General features: G+C 73.4%; 13 protein-coding genes, 1 tRNA gene and 1 pseudogene. 9 read left to right on the top strand and 6 right to left on the bottom strand.

Features of this window, described 5'->3' with window-relative positions; translation table 11 throughout:
• Positions 1-4 precede the first annotated feature (4 nt).
• Positions 5-1174, bottom strand: coding sequence for a Gfo/Idh/MocA family protein (locus tag QOL16_RS13380; RefSeq protein WP_071282175.1), 1170 nt, complete (start codon positions 1172-1174; stop codon positions 5-7).
• A gap of 81 nt (positions 1175-1255) precedes the next feature.
• On the opposite strand from QOL16_RS13380, the gene QOL16_RS13375 reads away from it, so the two are divergent.
• The 9 genes and pseudogenes from QOL16_RS13375 to QOL16_RS13335 all read left to right on the top strand — a co-directional run bounded on the left by QOL16_RS13375 (position 1256) and on the right by QOL16_RS13335 (position 12261).
• The gene (locus tag QOL16_RS13375; RefSeq protein ID WP_071247776.1) at positions 1256-2680 is read left to right on the top strand and encodes a glucose-6-phosphate dehydrogenase; all 1425 of its coding nucleotides are present in this window, start codon (positions 1256-1258) and stop codon (positions 2678-2680) included.
• Between the two features lie 135 nt (positions 2681-2815).
• Positions 2816-3601: a dienelactone hydrolase family protein gene (locus QOL16_RS13370; RefSeq protein WP_071282173.1), complete on the top strand. Its 786-nt coding sequence runs from the start codon at positions 2816-2818 to the stop codon at positions 3599-3601.
• Positions 3602-3711: 110 nt separating this feature from the next.
• Positions 3712-3784 (top strand) — tRNA-Arg (locus QOL16_RS13365).
• Positions 3785-4120: 336 nt separating this feature from the next.
• Positions 4121-5467, top strand: a pseudogene (locus QOL16_RS13360) (cytosine permease); the annotation flags it as partial.
• A gap of 164 nt (positions 5468-5631) precedes the next feature.
• The gene (locus QOL16_RS13355) at positions 5632-7188 is read left to right on the top strand and encodes a hydantoinase/oxoprolinase N-terminal domain-containing protein (protein WP_071282171.1); all 1557 of its coding nucleotides are present in this window, start codon (positions 5632-5634) and stop codon (positions 7186-7188) included.
• Positions 7185-8417 carry a DUF917 domain-containing protein gene (locus tag QOL16_RS13350; RefSeq protein WP_302847171.1) on the top strand — a complete coding sequence of 411 codons (1233 nt, stop codon included), beginning with the start codon at positions 7185-7187 and terminating at the stop codon, positions 8415-8417. The genes QOL16_RS13355 and QOL16_RS13350 overlap by 4 nt, the downstream gene beginning before the upstream one ends.
• Positions 8414-9526, top strand: a complete 1113-nt coding sequence (locus QOL16_RS13345) for a DUF917 domain-containing protein (RefSeq protein ID WP_065964259.1) — start codon at positions 8414-8416, stop codon at positions 9524-9526. Before QOL16_RS13350 ends, QOL16_RS13345 begins: the two co-directional genes overlap by 4 nt.
• A 90-nt stretch (positions 9527-9616) precedes the next feature.
• Positions 9617-10720: a DUF917 domain-containing protein gene (locus tag QOL16_RS13340; protein WP_175473026.1), complete on the top strand. Its 1104-nt coding sequence runs from the start codon at positions 9617-9619 to the stop codon at positions 10718-10720.
• Positions 10717-12261, top strand: a complete 1545-nt coding sequence (locus tag QOL16_RS13335; RefSeq protein ID WP_065964262.1) for a helix-turn-helix domain-containing protein — start codon at positions 10717-10719, stop codon at positions 12259-12261. Before QOL16_RS13340 ends, QOL16_RS13335 begins: the two co-directional genes overlap by 4 nt.
• Before the next feature lie 188 nt (positions 12262-12449).
• Here QOL16_RS13335 and QOL16_RS13330 read toward each other — a convergent pair whose 3' ends face one another.
• The 5 genes from QOL16_RS13330 to QOL16_RS13310 form a co-directional block, all read right to left on the bottom strand.
• The gene (locus QOL16_RS13330; RefSeq protein ID WP_071282084.1) at positions 12450-13544 is read right to left on the bottom strand and encodes an alkene reductase; all 1095 of its coding nucleotides are present in this window, start codon (positions 13542-13544) and stop codon (positions 12450-12452) included.
• 64 nt (positions 13545-13608) lie between these two features.
• A complete protein-coding gene (locus QOL16_RS13325; protein WP_175473025.1) occupies positions 13609-13821 on the bottom strand; it encodes a hypothetical protein in 213 nt (70 codons plus the stop codon).
• 82 nt (positions 13822-13903) lie between these two features.
• Entirely contained in the window at positions 13904-14350 is a 447-nt protein-coding gene (locus tag QOL16_RS13320; RefSeq protein ID WP_071282079.1) for a MarR family winged helix-turn-helix transcriptional regulator, read from the bottom strand.
• A gap of 180 nt (positions 14351-14530) precedes the next feature.
• Complete coding sequence (locus tag QOL16_RS13315; RefSeq protein WP_071282078.1) at positions 14531-17227, bottom strand: MMPL family transporter; 2697 nt, start codon at positions 17225-17227, stop codon at positions 14531-14533.
• Between the two features lie 73 nt (positions 17228-17300).
• Positions 17301-17939 carry a TetR/AcrR family transcriptional regulator gene (locus QOL16_RS13310; protein ID WP_171898822.1) on the bottom strand — a complete coding sequence of 213 codons (639 nt, stop codon included), beginning with the start codon at positions 17937-17939 and terminating at the stop codon, positions 17301-17303.
• Positions 17940-18028 lie beyond the last annotated feature (89 nt).

Genomic DNA, 18028 nt, shown 5'->3' with positions numbered 1-18028 from the left:
GGTCCTACCGGATCTGCCGCCAGGCACCCTCGGCGGCGCTGCCGACCACCGCGTCGATGACCTGCGCCGCCCGGGCCCCGTCCGCGAACGTCGGCAGTCCCTCCGGCCAGGCCGAACGGTCGCCCTCGGCGCGGACCGCGGCGTAGGTGTCGGCGACGAACGCCGCGAACGCGTCGAGGTACCCCTGCGGGTGCCCCGCCGGCACGACCGCCAGACGCCGCTGGTCCGGGAAGCCCAGGGCCGGGTCGCGGACGACGATCTGCGCGCCGCGTTCGTTGCCGAACCACGCGGACTCCGGCTGCTCCTGGTCGAACGCGGCCGACCCGAGGGTGCCGTCGACCTCGAACCAGAGCCGGTTCTTCCGCCCGGCGGCGACCTGCGAGACGACGACGTTGCCGATCCGGCCGGTGGCGGTGCGGAAGGTCGCGACCGCGGTGTCCTCGGTCGTCACCTCGGCGCGCTGCGAGGCGTCGGCGACCGGGTCCGGGTCGGGGGAACCGGAGAACGACGGCCCCGAGGCCGCCGGTCGGGTCGGGTAGACGACGTCGGTCGCGGCCGAGACGGACGCGAAGGGCTCGCCCGTGACGAACTCGACCAGGTCGCACCAGTGCGACCCGATGTCCGCGAACGCCCGGGACAGTCCGCCCGCACCGGCGTCCACTCGCCAGCTCGAGGCGTCCTCGTCGAGCATCCAGTCCTGCAGGTAGTGCCCGTGCACCGCGAGCAGCCGACCGAGCTCGCCCGCGGCGATGCGTGCGCGGATCTCCCGGACGATCGGGTGGTACCGGTACACGAACGGCACCGTGGCGACGACCCCGGCCTCGTCGGCGGCGGTGACGAGCTCGGCGGCCTGCGTGGCGTCGATCGCGAGCGGCTTCTCGCACACGACGTTGATGCCCGCACGGATGACCGCGAGCGCCTGCGGGTGGTGCTGGTCGTTGGGCGTGCAGACGTGCACGACGTCGGGACGGTCGGCGATGACGTCGTCGAGCGAGGCGTACCCGCGCGGCACGTCGAGCTGCTCCGCGACCTGGTCGGACCGCGACGGCGTCCGACCGAGGACGCCGGTGACCTCGGCGCCGGCCGCACGCGCGGCGCGGGCGTGGACCCCCGCGATCATCCCGGTGCCGACCACCGCGACGCGGATGCGTCGCCCTCCGTACCCACTGCTCATGGTGCTCCTCCGCGACGGACTCGACCCACCGTACCGACGCAGCCCGGCCACGCGCCGGAACGCGTGAGTACGTTCTGGGGCATGTCGAGCCTCCAGACCAGCCTGCTCATCCTCGGAGCCAGCGGCGACCTGTCCAAGCGCCTGCTGTTGCCGGGCCTCGCCACCCTGCTGGAGGTGAAGGAGGACTGGGACGTCCAGCTCGTCGGGGCCGGTGTCGAGGACCTCTCCGACGCCGACTGGAAGGCGCAGGTGCGGACCTCCTTCGAGAACGCGCAGGCGTCGAAGAACGAGGAGGACGAGGGCGCCCACGACGGCGGGGAGCGGCTGAGCGCGCGCCTCCGGGCGGTCGTCGACGCGTCGACCTACCGCAAGGCCGACGTCACCGACGCCGACGACCTGGAGGCGCTGCTCGCCGCGTGCCACCACGACCCCGCGATCTACTTCGCGCTCCCGCCCGCGGTCACCGAGAAGAGCTGCGCCGTGCTCAAGGACCTCGACCTGCCCGCCGGCACCCGGCTCGCGCTCGAGAAGCCCTTCGGCACCGACGCCCGCAGCGCCGAACAGCTCAACGACCTGCTGCACTCGTTCCTGCCGGAGGAGCGCATCCACCGCGTCGACCACTTCCTCGGCCGGTCGACCGTGCTGAACCTGCTCGGGCTGCGGTTCGCGAACCGCATCATCGAGCCGCTGCTGTCGTCGCAGCACGTCGCCCGCGTCGACATCGTGTACGACGAGACCCTCGGGCTCGAGGGCCGCGCGCGGTACTACGACAAGGCCGGCGCGCTCGTGGACATGATCCAGAGCCACCTGCTGCAGGTGATGGCCGTCGTCGCGATGGAGGCCCCCGCGTCCATCGACGCCGACGACCTCCGCACCCAGAAGGAGCTCGTGCTGCGGGCCGTGCGGCCGTGGGGCGGCGACGTGGTCGCGGCGGGCAAGCGCGCCCGGTACACGGCGGGCACGATCGGCGACCGGTCGCTCCCGGCCTACGTCGACGAGGACGGTGTCGACCCCTCGCTCGGCACCGAGACCCTCGCGCAGCTCACCGTCGAGGTGGCGAACTGGCGCTGGGCCGGCGTGCCGTTCACCCTGCGGTCGGGCAAGGCGCTCGCGAAGCAGCGCCGCGAGATCGTCGTGACGTTCAAGGACTCCCCGCACGTGCCGAACGGGCTGACCGGGCCCGAGCGGCCGGACAAGCTGCGCATCTGGATCGCCCCGGACGAGATGCAGCTCGAGCTCAACGTGAACGGCCCCGGCGACCCGTACACGATCGACCACACCTCGCTGTCGACGACGTTCAACCCGGGGCGGTTGAGCGCCTACGGCGAGGTCCTGGCCGGGGTGCTCGAGGGCGACGCGACCCTGTCGGTGCGCGGGGACAGCGCGGTGCAGGGGTGGAAGGTCGTCGAGCCGTTCCTGCAGGCGTGGCGCTCCGGCGAGACGCCGCTCGACGACTACGCGGCCGGGTCCGAGGGGCCGGAGGGCTGGGACAACGTCGACTGCTGACGCGGTCGGGCGGGAGGCGCGTGGCGGGCTGGTGACGCGCCTCCCGTCGTGCGCGCGGTCGGACGGGAGGCGCGGTGCGGGCCCGCACCGCGCCTCCCGTCCCGTTCCTGGTCGCGCGGCGTAACGTCGCGCACCGTGAAGACCACCGACGACGTCCTGTCCACCGTCCCCGCTCCCGCCGGCTCCGACGTCCGCGTCGAGCCCGTCCGTCACGACCACGACGGCACCGCGCTCCTCAGTGTCCTGGCGAAGGACCACGCCGTGTCCGGGCCGCGTCCCGGCGTCCTCGTCGTGCACGACTGGCACGGCGTCAACGAGCACGTCGAGGCCCGCGTCACGATGCTCGCCCGGCTCGGCTACGTCGCGTTCGGCGCCGACGTCTACGGCGAGGGCGTCCGTCCCGGCGACGACACCGCGTCCGAGGTCGCCGGCTCGTTCTACCAGGACCTGCCGCTGTTCCGCGCCCGGCTCACGGCGGGGCTCGACCGGCTGCGCGAGGACCCCGACGTCGACCACTCCCGCATCGTCGTGATGGGGTACTGCTTCGGCGGCTCCGGGGCCCTCGAGCTCGCCCGGACCGGTGCCGACCTGGTCGGTGCGGTGTCGTTCCACGGCGGCCTCATCGCGCACGACCCGTCGGACGCGTCGGCGATCCGCGCGAAGCTGCTCGTGCTGACCGGCGGTTCGGACCCGGTCGTCCCGGACAGCGCGGTCACCGCGTGGCAGGACGAGATGCGCGGCGCCCCCGAGGTCGACTGGCAGGTCGTCACCTACGCGGGCGCGATGCACGCGTTCGCCGTGCCGGGCACCGACGCCCCGGACCACGGTGCGCAGTACCAGGAGCGCGCGGACCGTCGGTCGTGGCGGGCGCTGCAGGTGTTCCTCGCCGAGGTCTTCGACGAGGAGCCGACCGTCGCCTGACCCGCGCGACACGCCGAGGGGCTGCCCCGGAGGAGCTCGATTCGCGTCCGCGCCGGACCTGTTGTAGAGTCTTCCACGGCCGCAAGGCCAGTTCGGCTGGAAAGCCGGATGCGCTCGTAGCTCAATGGATAGAGCATCTGACTACGGATCAGAAGGTTGGGGGTTCGAGTCCCTTCGAGCGCACATCACTGAAGGTCCCGTCGCACTGCGGCGGGGCCTTCGTCGTTCCCGGGCGCTCCCAACCCCGCCCCGCCCCGCGGATGGAGCAGGAAACGTCGGGTGGCGGACCTCGACCCGACGTTTCCTGCTCCATCCGCGGACGGCGGGGCGCCCGGCGGGGCGCTCGGCGGGGCAGGCGGGTGCCGGCGGGTGCCGGCGGCCGCCGACGGCGGCTGTGCACAGTGCACCGATTCACGTTCCCGTAACGACGGAGTGCACGTGCCGCCGGTCGCCGGGCGCTCACTACGGTTGCTCCAACCCGGCCGCCCCGGCCGGCACCCCTTCCCCCAGGAGCACCCGATGGCCAGTGCAGCGTCAGCACCACCAGCCCCGTCCGTCGTCGTCGACGACCACTCCCTGTCCCGCGTCCCGATGTCCGCCCGCTACGGGTGGTTCCAGGTGGCGGTGCAGCGCTTCGGGCAGATCTCCGCCCTGTCCCAGTTCCTGCTCGGTGCGACGCTCGGCTTCGGGATGGGCTTCTGGGAGGCGTTCTGGGCGATCACGCTCGGAGCCGTGATCCTCGAGGTCGTGTCCGTGTTCGTGGGCGTGATCGGCATGCGCGAGGGGCTGAACACCTCGGTCATCGCGCGGTGGACCGGGTTCGGCAAGGCCGGGTCGGCGCTCGTCGGGCTCGCGATCGGGCTGAGCCTGATCGGCTGGTTCGGCATCCAGTCCGGCGTCTCGGCAGCTGGCCTCGTCGCGATCCTGCCGGTCCTGCCCGCGTGGGCGTGGTCGCTCGTGTTCGGGCTGCTCGTCACCGCCATCGTGCTGCGCGGCTTCCACTCGATGCAGTGGCTCGCGAACGTCACCGTGCCGCTGTTCCTGGTGCTGGTCGGGTGGGCGGTCGTCGTCGAGCTGAGCAAGCACTCGCTCGCCGAGCTCGCCGCGAAGGCCCCGGCCGGTCCCGAGCTGAGCTTCGTCGCCGGCACCACGCTCGTCGCGGGCGGCTTCATCGTCGGCGCCGTCATCACGCCCGACATGACGCGCTTCAACCGCTCGGTCGGCGACGTCGTCAAGCAGACCGCGCTCGGTGTCACCCTCGGCGAGTACGTCATCGGCCTCGCTGGCGTCCTGCTCGCCCACGCCGTCGGCTCCTCGGACATCACCCGCGTGATCACGTCGAGCGTCGGCTGGGTCGGCATCCTCGTGATCCTGCTCGGCACCTTCAAGATCAACGACTGGAACATCTACAGCTCGAGCCTCGGCGTCACGAACTTCATCGACGTCGTGTTCGGCAAGAAGGTGAACCGCGGTGTCGTCACGCTCGTGCTCGGTGTCGTCGGGTCGCTGCTCGCGGCCGTCGGGTTCCTCGACGCGTTCACGCCGTTCCTCATCGTGCTCGGCGTCGTCTTCCCGCCGATCGCGGGCATCATGATCGCCGAGTACTTCGTCGTGAAGCGGTGGCGCCCCGAGCTGAGCGCGAGCGAGGGCCTGCCGCCGACGAGTCCGACGTGGGTACCGGCCACCCTGGTCATCTGGGCGGTCGCCGCCGTGGTCGGGTACTTCGTCGCCGTCGGCATCCCGTCGATCAACTCGGTGGTCATCGCCTTCGTGCTGTACGTGGTCGCGGGCAAGGCCGGCTTGGTCCGTGGCCTCGGCGTCAGCCGCACCGAGGCCGCCCCGGTCGCGGCTGCCGTCCCCGCCCCGGCGACCCGGCGACGGTGTCGCCCGCCCCGCTCCGGCACCGTCGCCCCCGGACCGGCGGTCGGCGTCCCCCCACGTCGACCGCCACCTCCGCCCGACGGCAGCCCGGCGTCCACCAGCGGCCCGCACGGCTCCGCACCACCCCGCTCCACCCCGAAGGGAACCCCATGCGCATCGGCATCGACGTCGGCGGCACGAACACGGACGCCGTCCTCATGGACGGCAGCACGGTCGCCGCGGCCGTGAAGCGGTCCACCAGCCAGGACGTCACGTCCGGGATCGTCGCCGCACTGGCCGGGCTCCGCGAGCAGCGGGCGTTCGGGTCCGAGGACATCGACGGCGTGATGATCGGCACGACGCACTTCATCAACGCCCTGATCGAGGCCCGCGGGCTCGCGCCGACCGCCGCCGTGCGCCTCGGGCTCCCGGCGACGGCCTCGCTGCCCCCGTTCACCGACTGGCCCGAGCACCTGGTCACCGCGGTGCAGGGACGGGCGTTCCTGGCGCACGGCGGCCACGAGTTCGACGGCCGGGTGATCTCGGAGCTCGACCCGGACGAGCTGAAGCGCCACGCTGCGGCGATCGGCGCCGTCGGCATCCGGTCGGTCGCGATCTCGTCGGTGTTCTCGCCGATCAACGACACGTTCGAGCAGCGCGCGCAGGAGATCCTGGCCGCGGAGCTCGGACCGGACGTCGCGTTCTCGCTGTCGAGCGAGATCGGCCGCATCGGGCTGCTCGAACGCGAGAACGCCACGATCATCAACGCCGCCCTGCGCGAGCTGGCCGACCGGATCGTCGACGGGCTGTCCGCCTCCGTCGCGTCGAGCGGCATCGACGCGCCCCTGTTCCTCAGCCAGAACGACGGCACCCTCATGGACGTCGAGTACGCCCGCCGGTACCCGGTCGCGACGTTCGCCTCCGGTCCGACGAACTCGATGCGCGGCGCCGCGGTGCTGTCCGGGTTCGACACCTGCGCGGTCGTCGACGTCGGCGGCACGACGAGCGACGTCGGCGTCCTGACCGGCGGGTTCCCGCGCGAGGCCACCGGCGAGGTCGCGGTCGCGGGCATCCGCACGAACTTCCGGATGCCCGACGTGCTGTCGATCGGCATCGGCGGCGGCTCCCGGATCCGCGAGGACGGCGCGCTCGTCGGCCCGGACTCGGTCGGCTACCGACTCACCGAGGACGGCCTCGTCTTCGGCGGCACGACGCTCACCGCCACCGACGTCGCCGTCCGCGGTGGCCGCGGCACGATCGGCGACCCGGACCGGGTCGCCGAGGTGCCCGCCGAGGTGGCCGAGCGCGCCCTCGCGGTGATCGCCGAGCGCGTGGCCGACGTCGTCGAGCGCATGCGGACCTCGTCGGCACCGCTGCCGGTGGTCGCGGTCGGGGGTGGCTCGGTGCTGCTGCCGGACACGCTGCCCGGGCTCGGCACCGTGCACCGCCCGGAGCACTACGCCGTCGCGAACGCCATCGGCGCGGCGATCGCGCAGGTCTCCGGCGAGGTCGACAAGGTCTACGCGATCATCGACGGCGGCCGTGCCACGGTGGTCGAGGAGGCGCGGCAGGAGGCGATCGACCGGGCCGTCGCCGCCGGGGCCGACCCGGCGACCGTCGCGATCGTCGACTTCGACGAGGTCCCGATCCCGTACCTGCCCGGCAACGCGACCCGCATCCGCGCGAAGGCCGTCGGCGACCTCGCACTCGGGGCCCTGGTCCGGTGAGCACGATCGCAGCGGGACCCGCGCCGACCCACGGCGCGGCACCGGCACACACCGACGATCAGGCACACACCGACGCGTCGACGCACGCCGGCGGCACGTCGGCACGCGTCGCCACGACAGCCCCCACCGTCCGCCCCCTCACGGTCGTCGACGGCGACTGCGCCGACCTCGCGCGCGGTGCCGCCGTGCTCGGCACCGGTGGCGGCGGCGACCCGTACATCGGCCGGCTCCTCGCCGAGGCCGCCGTCCGCGAGCACGGCCCGGTCACCGTCGTGCAGGTCGAGGACCTGCCGGACGACGCCGTGGTGCTCAACGTCGCGATGATCGGCGCACCGACCGTGATGGTCGAGAAGCTCCCCTCCGGCGCGCAGTTCGCCGAGGCGGTCCGCAGCCTCGCCGCCCACCTCGGCGTGACGCCCACGCACGTGGCCTGCATCGAGGTCGGCGGGGTCAACTCGACCAGCCCGATCGTCGCCGCCGCCGAGCTCGGCCTGCCCCTGGTCGACGGCGACGCGATGGGACGCGCGTTCCCGGAGGTGCAGATGGTCCTGCCGACGCTCGCCGGCGTCAGCGCCACCCCGATGGCGCTCGCCGACGAGAAGGGCAACACCGCCGTGTTCAGCACGGTCGACAACCGGTGGGCGGAACGGCTCGCCCGGACCGCGACCGTCGAGATGGGCTGCTCCGCGATCACCGCGAACTACGCGATGACCGGCGCGCAGGTCAAGGAGTCGTACGTGCGCGGCAGCCTGTCGCTGTGCGTCCGCCTCGGCGAGGCCCTGGTCGCGGCGCGCGCCGCCAACGCGGACCCGGTCGCGGCGGTCGCCGCGACCCTCGGCGGCAGCGTCGTCTTCAGCGGGAAGGTCGCCGACGTGGAACGGAAGACCGTCACCGGGTTCGCGCGCGGGACCGCCCGCGTCACGGGTTCCGGCGACGACACCGGACGGGAGGCGGTGCTCCGGTTCCAGAACGAGCACCTGCTGGTCGAGGTGGCCGGCTCGGTGCGCACCACGGCTCCCGACCTCATCGTCACCCTGGACGCCGAGACCGGCGAACCGATCACCACCGAGGGCCTCCGGTTCGGCGCGCGCGTCCGGATCGTCACGGCCCCCGCCGACCCGCGGTGGCACAGCCCGGCCGGCCTCGCGCTCGCCGGCCCGCGGTACTTCGGCTACGACACCCCGGCGGTCCGCCACGACGGCACCGTCAGCGAAGGAGAACAGCCGTGAGCTGGACCATCGACGTCGACGACCTGCCCGACCTCGCCCGCGGTGCCGCACTGCTCGGCACCGGCGGCGGCGGCGACCCGACCATCGGGATGCTCCTCGTCAAGGCCGCCATCGAGCAGCACGGTCCGGTGACGATCCTCGACCCGTCCGAGCTCGACGACGACGCGTTCGTCATCCCCACCGCGCAGATGGGCGCCCCGACGGTCGTGCTCGAACGGATCCCGGCCGGACCCGAGCCGCTCGGTGCCCTCCGCCGGCTCGAGCAGCACCTGGGCCGCACCGCGACGGCCACCATGCCGATCGAGTGCGGCGGCATCAACTCGATGATCCCGCTGCTCGTCGGCGCCACCGGTGGTCTGCCGGTCGTCGACGCCGACGGCATGGGCCGGGCGTTCCCGGAGCTGCAGATGGAGACGTTCTCGGTCTACGGTGTGCCCGGGTCGCCGCTCGCGATCAGCGACGAGAACGGCCACGGCGTCGTCATCGACACCGGGCACGACAACCGGCAGATGGAGTGGCTCGCCCGCGGTGTCACGATCCGCCTCGGCGGCGTCGCGTACATCGCCGAGTACGCCATGACCGGACGCCAGGTCCGGGAGACCGCGGTCCCGCGCACGCTCTCGCTCGCGCTGTCCGTCGGCCGCGCCGTCCGACTCGCCCGCGAGCAGCACCGCGACCCCGTCGAGGGACTCGCCGAGGCGTTCGGGCAGACGATCTACACGCACCTGCGCGAGCTGTTCGACGGCAAGGTCGTCGACGTCGAGCGTCGCACGGTGGACGGCTTCGCGAAGGGCCGCGCCGTCGTGCAGGACGCCGACGGGTCCACGCTCGAGATCGCCTTCCAGAACGAGAACCTCGTCGCCCGACGGGACGGCCGACTCGTCGCGGTGGTGCCCGACCTGATCTGCGTCCTCGACGCCGAGACCGCGGAGCCGATCACCACCGAGCGCCTGCGGTACGGGCAGCGCGTCCGCGTGGTCGGGGTCTCGACGCCCGACCTGATGCGCACGCCCGAGGCGCTCGCGGTGTTCGGTCCGTCCTGCTTCGGCCTCGAGGACGCCTTCGTTCCGGTGGAGGAGCTGCACGGCCAGCTGGCTCCGGCCGGGTGAGCGGCACCGCCGCGTCCGGACCCGGGCGACCAGGGGTGAGCGGCACCGCCGCGTCCGCACCCGGGCGACCACGGGGTGAGAGCATGGGGTGTGCACCAGGGTGACCCGCGTGACGGAGCCGTGACGGGCCTCCAGGCCGGCGACGCCGTCGACCTCGGCCGCGGCACCGCGCTGCTCGGCTGCGGGGGCGGCGGACAGGTCGACCACATGGTGCACGCGCTCCGCGTCGCGCTCGGCGCGGACACGGTCCCCGTCGTCCCGCTCGACGGGCCCGCACACTCGGTGATCGCAGTCGGACTCGTCGGGTCGACGACCGTGCTCGAGGAGAAGACGCCGAGCGGCCGCGAGCTGCCGGACGCGCTCGCCGCCGTCGAACGCTGGACCGGTCGCCGTGCGGACGCCGTCGTCGCCGCGCAGATCGGCGGGGTCACCGGACCCGCCGCCGCCCTGACCGCGCACGCCGCCGGGCTCCCGCTCGTCGATGCCGACCTGGTCGGACGCGCGACGCCGCGCATCGACCAGCTGTCGCTCTTCGTCGACCCGCTGCCCACGGTCACCGCGGCCGCCGTGACGTCCAGCGGGCTCCGCATCGTCGTCGACGCGCCGGACCCGCGCGACCTCGAGACGGTGTGGCGCGAGGCGGTGTCCCACAGCGGCGGGTGGGCCGCGTTCGCGATCGGCCCCGTCGACGCCGACCTGCTCGCCGGGCGGGCCGTGGACGGCAGCGTGACCCGTGCCGTCCGGACCGGACGAGCCGCGGGCCGGGCGCGGGACGTGGAGCACCTCGCCGCGGTGTCGGGCGGCCGGCTCGTCGCACGCGGACGCGTCCTCGACGTGCAGCGCGGCGGCGACGCGGTCTCGTTCGTGCACGGCTCGATGGCGATCCGCGACGCCGGCACCGGAGCGGTGGTGCGGGTCGAGGCCGGCAGCGAGTGGGTGCACTGCCTGGTCGACGGCGAACCGGTGGCGAGCACACCGAGCTGCATCGTCGTGGTCGACGCCCGGTCCCTCCGCCCGGTGTCGACCGACCGTGCCCGGGTGGGTGACGAGCTCGCCGTGGTCGTGCTGCCGGGCGCCCCGTGGTGGTGGGCGGAACCGCACCGCACCGACCGGGTCGCACCCCGCGCCTTCGGCATCGACGCCGATCCCGTGCCGGAGCCCGGGCAGCGGCCCGCGCGAGGGGGCGCCCGGTGATCCCGGTCGCCGAGTTCCTCCCGCTGCTGCCGTCCGGCACGGCGCTGCTCGTCGGCCCGGCGTCCGGCGCGGTGGCCGCCGTCCGTGGTGTGGTCGGCCCGCCCGAGCAGGTCGGTCGCACGCTCACCCCGGCCGACGACGCGGTCGTGCTCCTCACCCCCGTGACCCGGTTCGACGCCCGCTTCGACGTGCTGCTCCGTCGCGCGGCCACCGCCGGGGTGACCGCGCTCGTCGTCGCGGTCACCGACAGCGCGCCCGCGCCCGGACCGGGGACCGCGGCGCTCGCCGACCGGCTCGGCGTCGGCGTCGTGGTGACGCCCGACCCGTGGGCGACCTCGGTCCGGATGCACGAGTTGATCGGGTCGGGCGAGGCCCCGGCCGCCCGGGCCGCGGTTGCCGTGGCGCGCGTCGGCCTCGACGCCGGCCCCGACCTCGAGGAGCTGTTCGGCCGCCTCGAGGCGGAGCTCGGCCACGCCGTCCGCTTCCTCGACGCCTCCGGCCGACCACTGCGCGGCGCCGGGGTGGCCCCGGCGACGGCTGCCCTGCTCGCCCGGACGGTGGGCACGAGCGAGCCGGTGTGGGCGACCGCCGACCCGGACGGCGCGGAGCTCGGCGAGACCGTCGTGGCGGTCCCCGTCCCGACCGGCATCGGCCCGCGTGCCTGGCTGGCCGTCGGGCTCGACGCCCCGCTGGCCGCCGAGCGCACCACGCTCGCGACCGCCCTCCGGGTGGCGGCGGTCGCCGCGGGACACCGCCTCGTGCTCACGCGGCTCGACGACGAGCGCGACGCCCGGTACCGGATGGCGATGCTCGACGACCTCCGCGCGGCCGACGGCGCACCCGCACCGCCCCTCGTGCAGCGGACGATCGCCGCCGGGTGGCAGCTCGACGCCTGGCACGTCGGGGTCCGGCTCGTCGCGCGGCAGCCGGTCGACGCGGTGGCCCTCCGGCGCGAGGTCGAGGTCGCGTTCGCGGCGACGGGCCTCGACGTCACGGTGGTCGAGCAGGCCGACGGCTGGGCGCTCTGGCGGTCCTCGACCGAGGAGCCCGACCGGGCCGGGGTCGCCGCGGTCGCCACCGCGGTCCGCACCGCACAGCGGGCACTGCGGGGCGCCGTCGACACGAACGCGGGCGTCGGCAGTGTGCACGCCGGCGCCGGCGGCCTGGTCCGGACGCTCGGCGAGGCCGGGGACGCCGTCCGCCTGGCCGCCGCGCGCCCCGAGTCGGGGTACTTCGTGCACGTCGACCGGCTCGGGCTGGCGCAGCTGCTGCTCGCGTGGACGCAGACCGACACGTTCCTGCCGGCCGCCGAGCAGCTGCTCGCACCGCTCGAACGCGGTGGGGGAGCGCTCCGGGCGACGCTCGCCGCCTACCTCGACGCCGAGTCCTCGGTCGCCGAGACCGCCGCGGTGCTCGGCGTGCACCGGAACACCGTGGCCGACCGGGTCGCGCGGGTCGAGCGGCTGCTCGGCGTGGACCTCGGCGACCCGGAGACGCGTCTGGCGCTGCACCTGGCCACGCGCGCGCTCGGCGGGGCCTGACCCGCGGGCCGCCCGGGGGCCCGCCCCGCGGATGGAGCAGGAAACGTCGGGTGGCCGGGCGCGACCCGACGGTTCCTGCTCCATCCGCGGAGGGCGCGGGTGTCGGCGCCGGGAGCGGGACCGCAGACGGACGGGAGGCGCGGTGCCAGCCGGCACCGCGCCTCCCGTCCGTGGGGTGGTCGCGTCGACTACGCGGCGCGCTCCTGCAGCTCGGCCAGCGTCGGGTAGTCCGTGTAGCCCTCGGCCGTGGCGCCGTAGAAGAGCTCGGGGCGCGGCTCGTTGAGCTCCGCGTCCTGCTCCCAGCGCTCGGCGAGGTCCGGGTTGGCGATCGCCGCGCGGCCCACGGCGACGGCGTCCGCGAGGTCCTGGTCGAGCAGCGTGATCGCCTCGTCGCGGGACGTCATCGACGAGAAGCCCGAGTTCGCGATGAACGGGGCACCGGCGGTCCGGCGGACGTGCTGGACGAGGTCGCTGCCCGGCTCGGCGTGCAGGACGTCCACGAACGCGAGGCCGAGCGGGGCGAGGCCCTCGGCGACGGCCGTGTAGGTGGCGCGCACGTCGTCGGCGTCCTCCTCGAGGACACCCTGGATGTTGTGCTCCGGGGACAGGCGGATGCCGACGCGCTCGGCGCCGACGGCCTCGGCGACGGCCGTGGTGACCTCGACCGCGAAGCGTGCGCGGTTCTCGGGCGACCCGCCGTACACGTCGGTGCGGGTGTTCGACACGGGGGAGAGGAACTCGTGCACGAGGTACCCGTTCGCACCGTGCACCTCGACGCCGTCGAGGCCGGCGGCGATCGCGTTGCGGGCGGCGCGGGCGAACTGCTGCACGGCCTCGCGGACCTCGTCGGTGGTCAGCTCGTGCGGGACGGGCATGTCGGCCTTGCTGCCGTCGGCGAGGTGGGTCTGGCCGGGCGCGGCGACCGCGGACGGGCCGACGATGCGCGGGGTGCCGGAGATGTCGGTGTGCGAGACGCGGCCACCGTGCATGAGCTGCATGACGATGGTGCCGCCCCGCTCGTGCACGGCGTCGGCGACGCGGCGCCAGCCGGCGACCTGCTCGTCGGTCTCGATGCCGGGCTGGCCGGGGTACGAGCGACCCTCCTGCACGGGCCAGGTGCCCTCGGTGATGATCATGCCGAGGCCGGCGCGCTGCGCGTAGTGCTCGACGAGGAGGTCGTTCGGGACGCCCTGGGCTCCGGCGCGGGTCCGGGTGAGCGGGGCCATCACGATGCGGTTGTTCAGGTGGAGTGCGCCGAGGTCGGCGGGTTCGAAGAGCTTCACGGAACCGTTGAACCACGTGTTGCCCCGAGCAATTCCGCGTCCGGCGGACACGTTCGGCGGATGCTCAGCGGACGGGGCACACCAGGGTGCTCGACCGGACCTGGCCCTCGGGGCGGATCACGGTGTGCTGCGAGAGCGGCTGGTGGCAGATCGGGCAGGGCCGGTCGACCGTGCGGTCGTCGACGCCCTCGTCGCGCCCGGCGCCGATCTGCGAGGGGCCCATCTTCTCGATGAGCGTGCGGTTCCAGCGGTCGTACCAGCTGCCGAAGCGACCCACGGTCCGTCCTTTCGTTCGTACACCAATCATTGTGGCACGAAGTGTTCCGCGCGTCGAGGGCCCCGCACTGGCGGCCGACCCCTCAGTCGAGCGCGTCGACCCGCCCGAGCAGCTCGGCGAGGTCGTCCTTCAGGCGTTCGAGGCGTGCGAGCGGCCACCCGAGCCGGTCGGCGACGGCGAGCGGCACGTCCCGGGCGCGGGCGCGGAGCGCGCGGCCCGCGGTGGTCAGGGACACCTCGAGCTGCCGTTCGTCGGCGGTGCTGCGGGCACGGCGGACGTAGCCGGAGGCCTCGAGGCGCTTGAGCAGCGGGCTGAGGGTCGCCGAGTCGAGGCGGAGCTCGCGGGCGATCTCGCGCACGGACCGGGGGTCGTGCTCCCAGAGCGCGAGCATGACGAGGTACTGCGGGTGCGTCAGGCCGAGCGGGTCGAGCAGGTCGCGGTACAGGCCGATCACGCTCCGGCTCGTCGCGGCCAGGGCGAAGCAGAGCTGCCGGTCGAGGGCGAGGGGGTCGACGTCGGTCGCGGTCATGTCGTCAGGGTACTTCGTGGGCGAACGATCCGTCGAGGGGAGACGGGTCGCGTGGCTGGCGCACGCACGGGAGGCCCGGTGCCGGTCTCGTGGACCGGCACCGGGCCTCCAGGGTGGTCGCGTCGGGACGCGAGCGAGGGTCGCGACCGGCTCGTCGCATCGGGACGCGACCGGCCGTGCCTAGGCGCGGTGCGTCGGGGTGTGCCCCTCGTGCGGGCCCGCGTCGGGTGCCACGTCCGCGGCGTGCGACCCGTGGTGGCCCTCCGCGTGCGTCCCGCCGCCGTCCGGAGCGACCGGTGCGGCGTGTGCACCGTGGCGCGGGCCGTGCTGGTCGTCCGTGCCGTGCTGGGCGCCGCTGCCGTCGCCCGGGTGCGACCGCTCGAGCTTCGCGCCCTCGACGTCGACGTCCGGCAGGATCCGGTCGAGCCACTTCGGGATCCACCAGGCGCTCTTCCCGAGCAGGTGCATGACCGCGGGGATGAGCAGCATCCGGACCACGAAGGCGTCGATGAGGACACCGAACGCGAGCCCGAAGCCGATCGGCTTGATGGTCGAGGAGTCCGAGAAGATGAAGCCCGCGAACACCGAGATCATGATGATCGCGGCCGCCGTGACCACCGCGCGTCCGGCGTGCAGACCGCGCTGGACCGCCACCTTCGCCGAGGCGCCGTGGGCGTACGCCTCGCGCATGCCCGACACCAGGAACAGCTGGTAGTCCATCGCCAGACCGAACAGGATGCCGATCTCGATGATGGGCAGGAAGCTCAGGATCGGCGCGGGGTCGTGCACCCCGAACACCGAGCCGAGCCAGCCGAACTGGTAGATCGCGGTCAGACCACCGAACGACGCGAGCACCGACAGGATGAAGCCGGCCGTCGCGGTGATCGGGACGAGGAACGACCGGAACACCAGGATGAGGATGAGCAGCGACAGGCCGACCACCACCACGAGGTAGAGCGGCAGCACGTTCGCGAGCTTCTCGGACACGTCGATGTTCGCCGACGCGTTGCCCGCGACGCCGAGCGTAACCCGGCCGTCGTCGGTCCGGACGGTCTGCTGGCGGAGGTCCCTCACGAGGTCCTCGGTCGAGACGCTGTCGGGGCCGCCGGACGGCTTCACCTGGAAGGCGATGATGTCGCGGGCCTTCGAGGCGCCGATCGGCAGGACCGCCTCGACGTCGTCGTTCTTCGCGAGCGCCTGGCCGATCGTGACCTCGGTCGCGGTGACGTCGTCCTTGCTGATCGCCTTCGGCAGGTCGGCGACGACGAGCAGCGGACCGTTCTGGCCGGCGCCGAACTCGTCGTCGAGCGCCTTGTAGGCCTTGTACTGGCTGGACTCGACCGACTCGGACGCACCGGTCGGCAGGCCGAGGCGCATCTGCGTCGCGGGCAGCGCGATCGTGCCGAGCACGGCGACGCCGGCGACGAGCGTGACGACCGCGCGCCAGGTCGACATCGGCTTGTTCGGCACCCGGATCGCACCCGTGCTGCCGATCTGGTCGCGCTCCTTCCGCCGGAGGATCCGCATGCCGATGAGCGACAACAGCGCCGGGGTGAAGGACGTGGCGATGAGGATCGCGAACAGGACCGCGACCGCGCCGACCGTGCCCATCAGACCGAGGAACGGGATGCCCGTGATGTTCAGCGCGAGCAGGGCGACGATGACGGTCGTGCCGGCGAACACCACGGCGTTGCCGGAGGTGCCGTTCGCCAGGCCGATGGACTCGTGCACGCCCATGCCGGTCTTCAGCTGCGTGCGGTGCCGGTTGAGGATGAAGAGCGAGTAGTCGATGCCGACCGCCAGGCCCAGCATCACCCCCAGGACCGGCGTGACCGAGATGAACTCGACCAGGCTCGAGAACGACAGCGAGGCGAGGGTCGCGACGCCGACGCCGAGCACCGCGGAGACGAGCGGGATCGCCGCGCCGATCACGGTGCGGAGCATGAGCAGGAGCACGAGCGCCGCGATGACGACGCCGATGATCTCGCCCGGACCGAGGATCGACGGCACGCCCTGCGCGATGTCGTTCGAGACGTACACCGCGACGCCGTCGATCTTCGCGTCGTCGGCACGGTCGGAGATCGCCTGCTTGGTCGCCTGGGGGACCTCGTAGGTCGACGTCGTGAACTGCACGGTGCCGATCGCGGCCGAGTCGTTCGACGACACGAACCGGATGCCCTTCGACAGGTCGAGCAGGTCGGACCCCTGCTCGAGCTGCTGCTCGCTGGCGTCGAGCTTCTGCTCGGCGGCCTGGATCTGCTGCTCACCCGAGGTGATCTGCTGCTGCTGCGCGTCGATCTGGGCCTGCGCCTGCTCGAGCTGCGCCTGGGCCGCTGCGCCCGCCGCACTGCCGGCCGCCGCGGCGGCACCGGCGGACTGCGCCTGTGCCTTCTGCTGGTCGAGCTGCTGCTGCGCCTGCTGCAGCTGCTGCTTGCCCGCGTCGAGCTGCGCCGTCTGCTGCGTGATCTGCGCTCGGCCGTCGGTGATCTGCTGCCGGCCGTCGGTGATCTTCTGGCGCTGCTCGTCGAGCTGCTGCTGGACCGTGAACCCGTCGCGCACCCCCTTGACGCCGTCGAGGTCCTCGAGTCCCTTCAGGAAGGACCCGACGTCCGCCTTCTGCTCGTCCGTGAAGGCCTTGCCGTCGGTCGTCTCGAACACGAGCGTGCCGTTGCCGCCGTTCGCCGACGGGAACTTGTCGGCGAGCTGGTCCTGGACCTGGCTCGTCTTGGTGTTCGGGATCGTGATCGACGACGAGATCGTGCCGGCGAACAGGCTGTAGGTGAGTCCCGCGATGCCCATGAGGACGATCCAGGTGATGATCACCAGCCAGTGGCGTCGTGCGGCGAACCGTCCGAGACGGTAGAGGAGACCGGCCATGCGGTTGCCCCGTTCCTTTCGTGTCAGGTGCTGTGGAGGTGCGGGGTGCGCCGGTGGACCCCGGGGGGAGGTGTCAGTCGACGGCCATGTAGCCGGAGCGGACGCTGTGCACGAGTCTGCTCAGCAGTGCGTCCCAGGCGCCCAGGCTGTGGGGTGTCAGGTCGGGGCCGTCGGTCGTGAGCCAGTGGTCGGCGATCACGACGATGCCGCTCATCAGGGAGTCGACCAGGAGGGCCGTGTCGAGGGGGTCGGCGCCGGGGTGCCGCCGGGCGACCTCGTCGCGCAGCCGGTCGGTGACCCGCGAGAACGCCGTCTGCGTGAGCACCGCGGCCTTCGGGTCCTCCTTCCCGGGCTCGCCGATGATCCGGTACATGCCGGAGATCGCCGGTGCCAGGTCGGCCCCGCGCGCCGCGGACTCGAGCTCGTCGAACATCGACGCCCGGCTCCCGTCGCCGACCGGGGTCCGCGCCATGTCGGCGAGGAAGCGGTCGATGATCACGGAGAGTTCCTCCTCGCACACGGCGAGCAGGACCTCGTCGAGCGAGGCGAAGTGGTTGAACACCGTCCGGCGGGCGACGTCGGCCCGCTCGGCGAGGTCGTCGACGCTGAACCCACGGCCTCCGCGTGCGTCGATCAGGTCGCGCGCGGCCTGCACGATCGCGGCGCGGTGCTTCGCCTTGAGGGCAGCGCGGCGGTCGGTCGAGGTGGTCACGAGTGGAGACACTAGGTGCATCGATGCACTCGGTGCAACGAATGGGAGCACTCCCTCAGGTTCGTCCCCCGGGACTCCCAGCCGTGAAC

The sequence above is a fragment of the Curtobacterium sp. MCBA15_004 genome, from assembly GCF_001865055.2.
In the GTDB taxonomy this organism is placed as follows: domain Bacteria; phylum Actinomycetota; class Actinomycetes; order Actinomycetales; family Microbacteriaceae; genus Curtobacterium.
This window is presented reverse-complemented; position numbering and strand designations above follow the sequence as displayed.

Bases quoted from the DNA above. Each gene is read 5' to 3' on its own strand.
- QOL16_RS13355 (WP_071282171.1), top strand. From the start codon at position 5,632: ATGCGCATCGGCATCGACGTCGGCGGCACGAACACGGACGCCGTCCTC.
- QOL16_RS13320 (WP_071282079.1), bottom strand. From the start codon at position 14,350: ATGACCGCGACCGACGTCGACCCCCTCGCCCTCGACCGGCAGCTCTGC.
- QOL16_RS13380 (WP_071282175.1), bottom strand. From the start codon at position 1,174: ATGAGCAGTGGGTACGGAGGGCGACGCATCCGCGTCGCGGTGGTCGGC.
- QOL16_RS13375 (WP_071247776.1), top strand. From the start codon at position 1,256: ATGTCGAGCCTCCAGACCAGCCTGCTCATCCTCGGAGCCAGCGGCGAC.
- QOL16_RS13315 (WP_071282078.1), bottom strand. From the start codon at position 17,227: ATGGCCGGTCTCCTCTACCGTCTCGGACGGTTCGCCGCACGACGCCAC.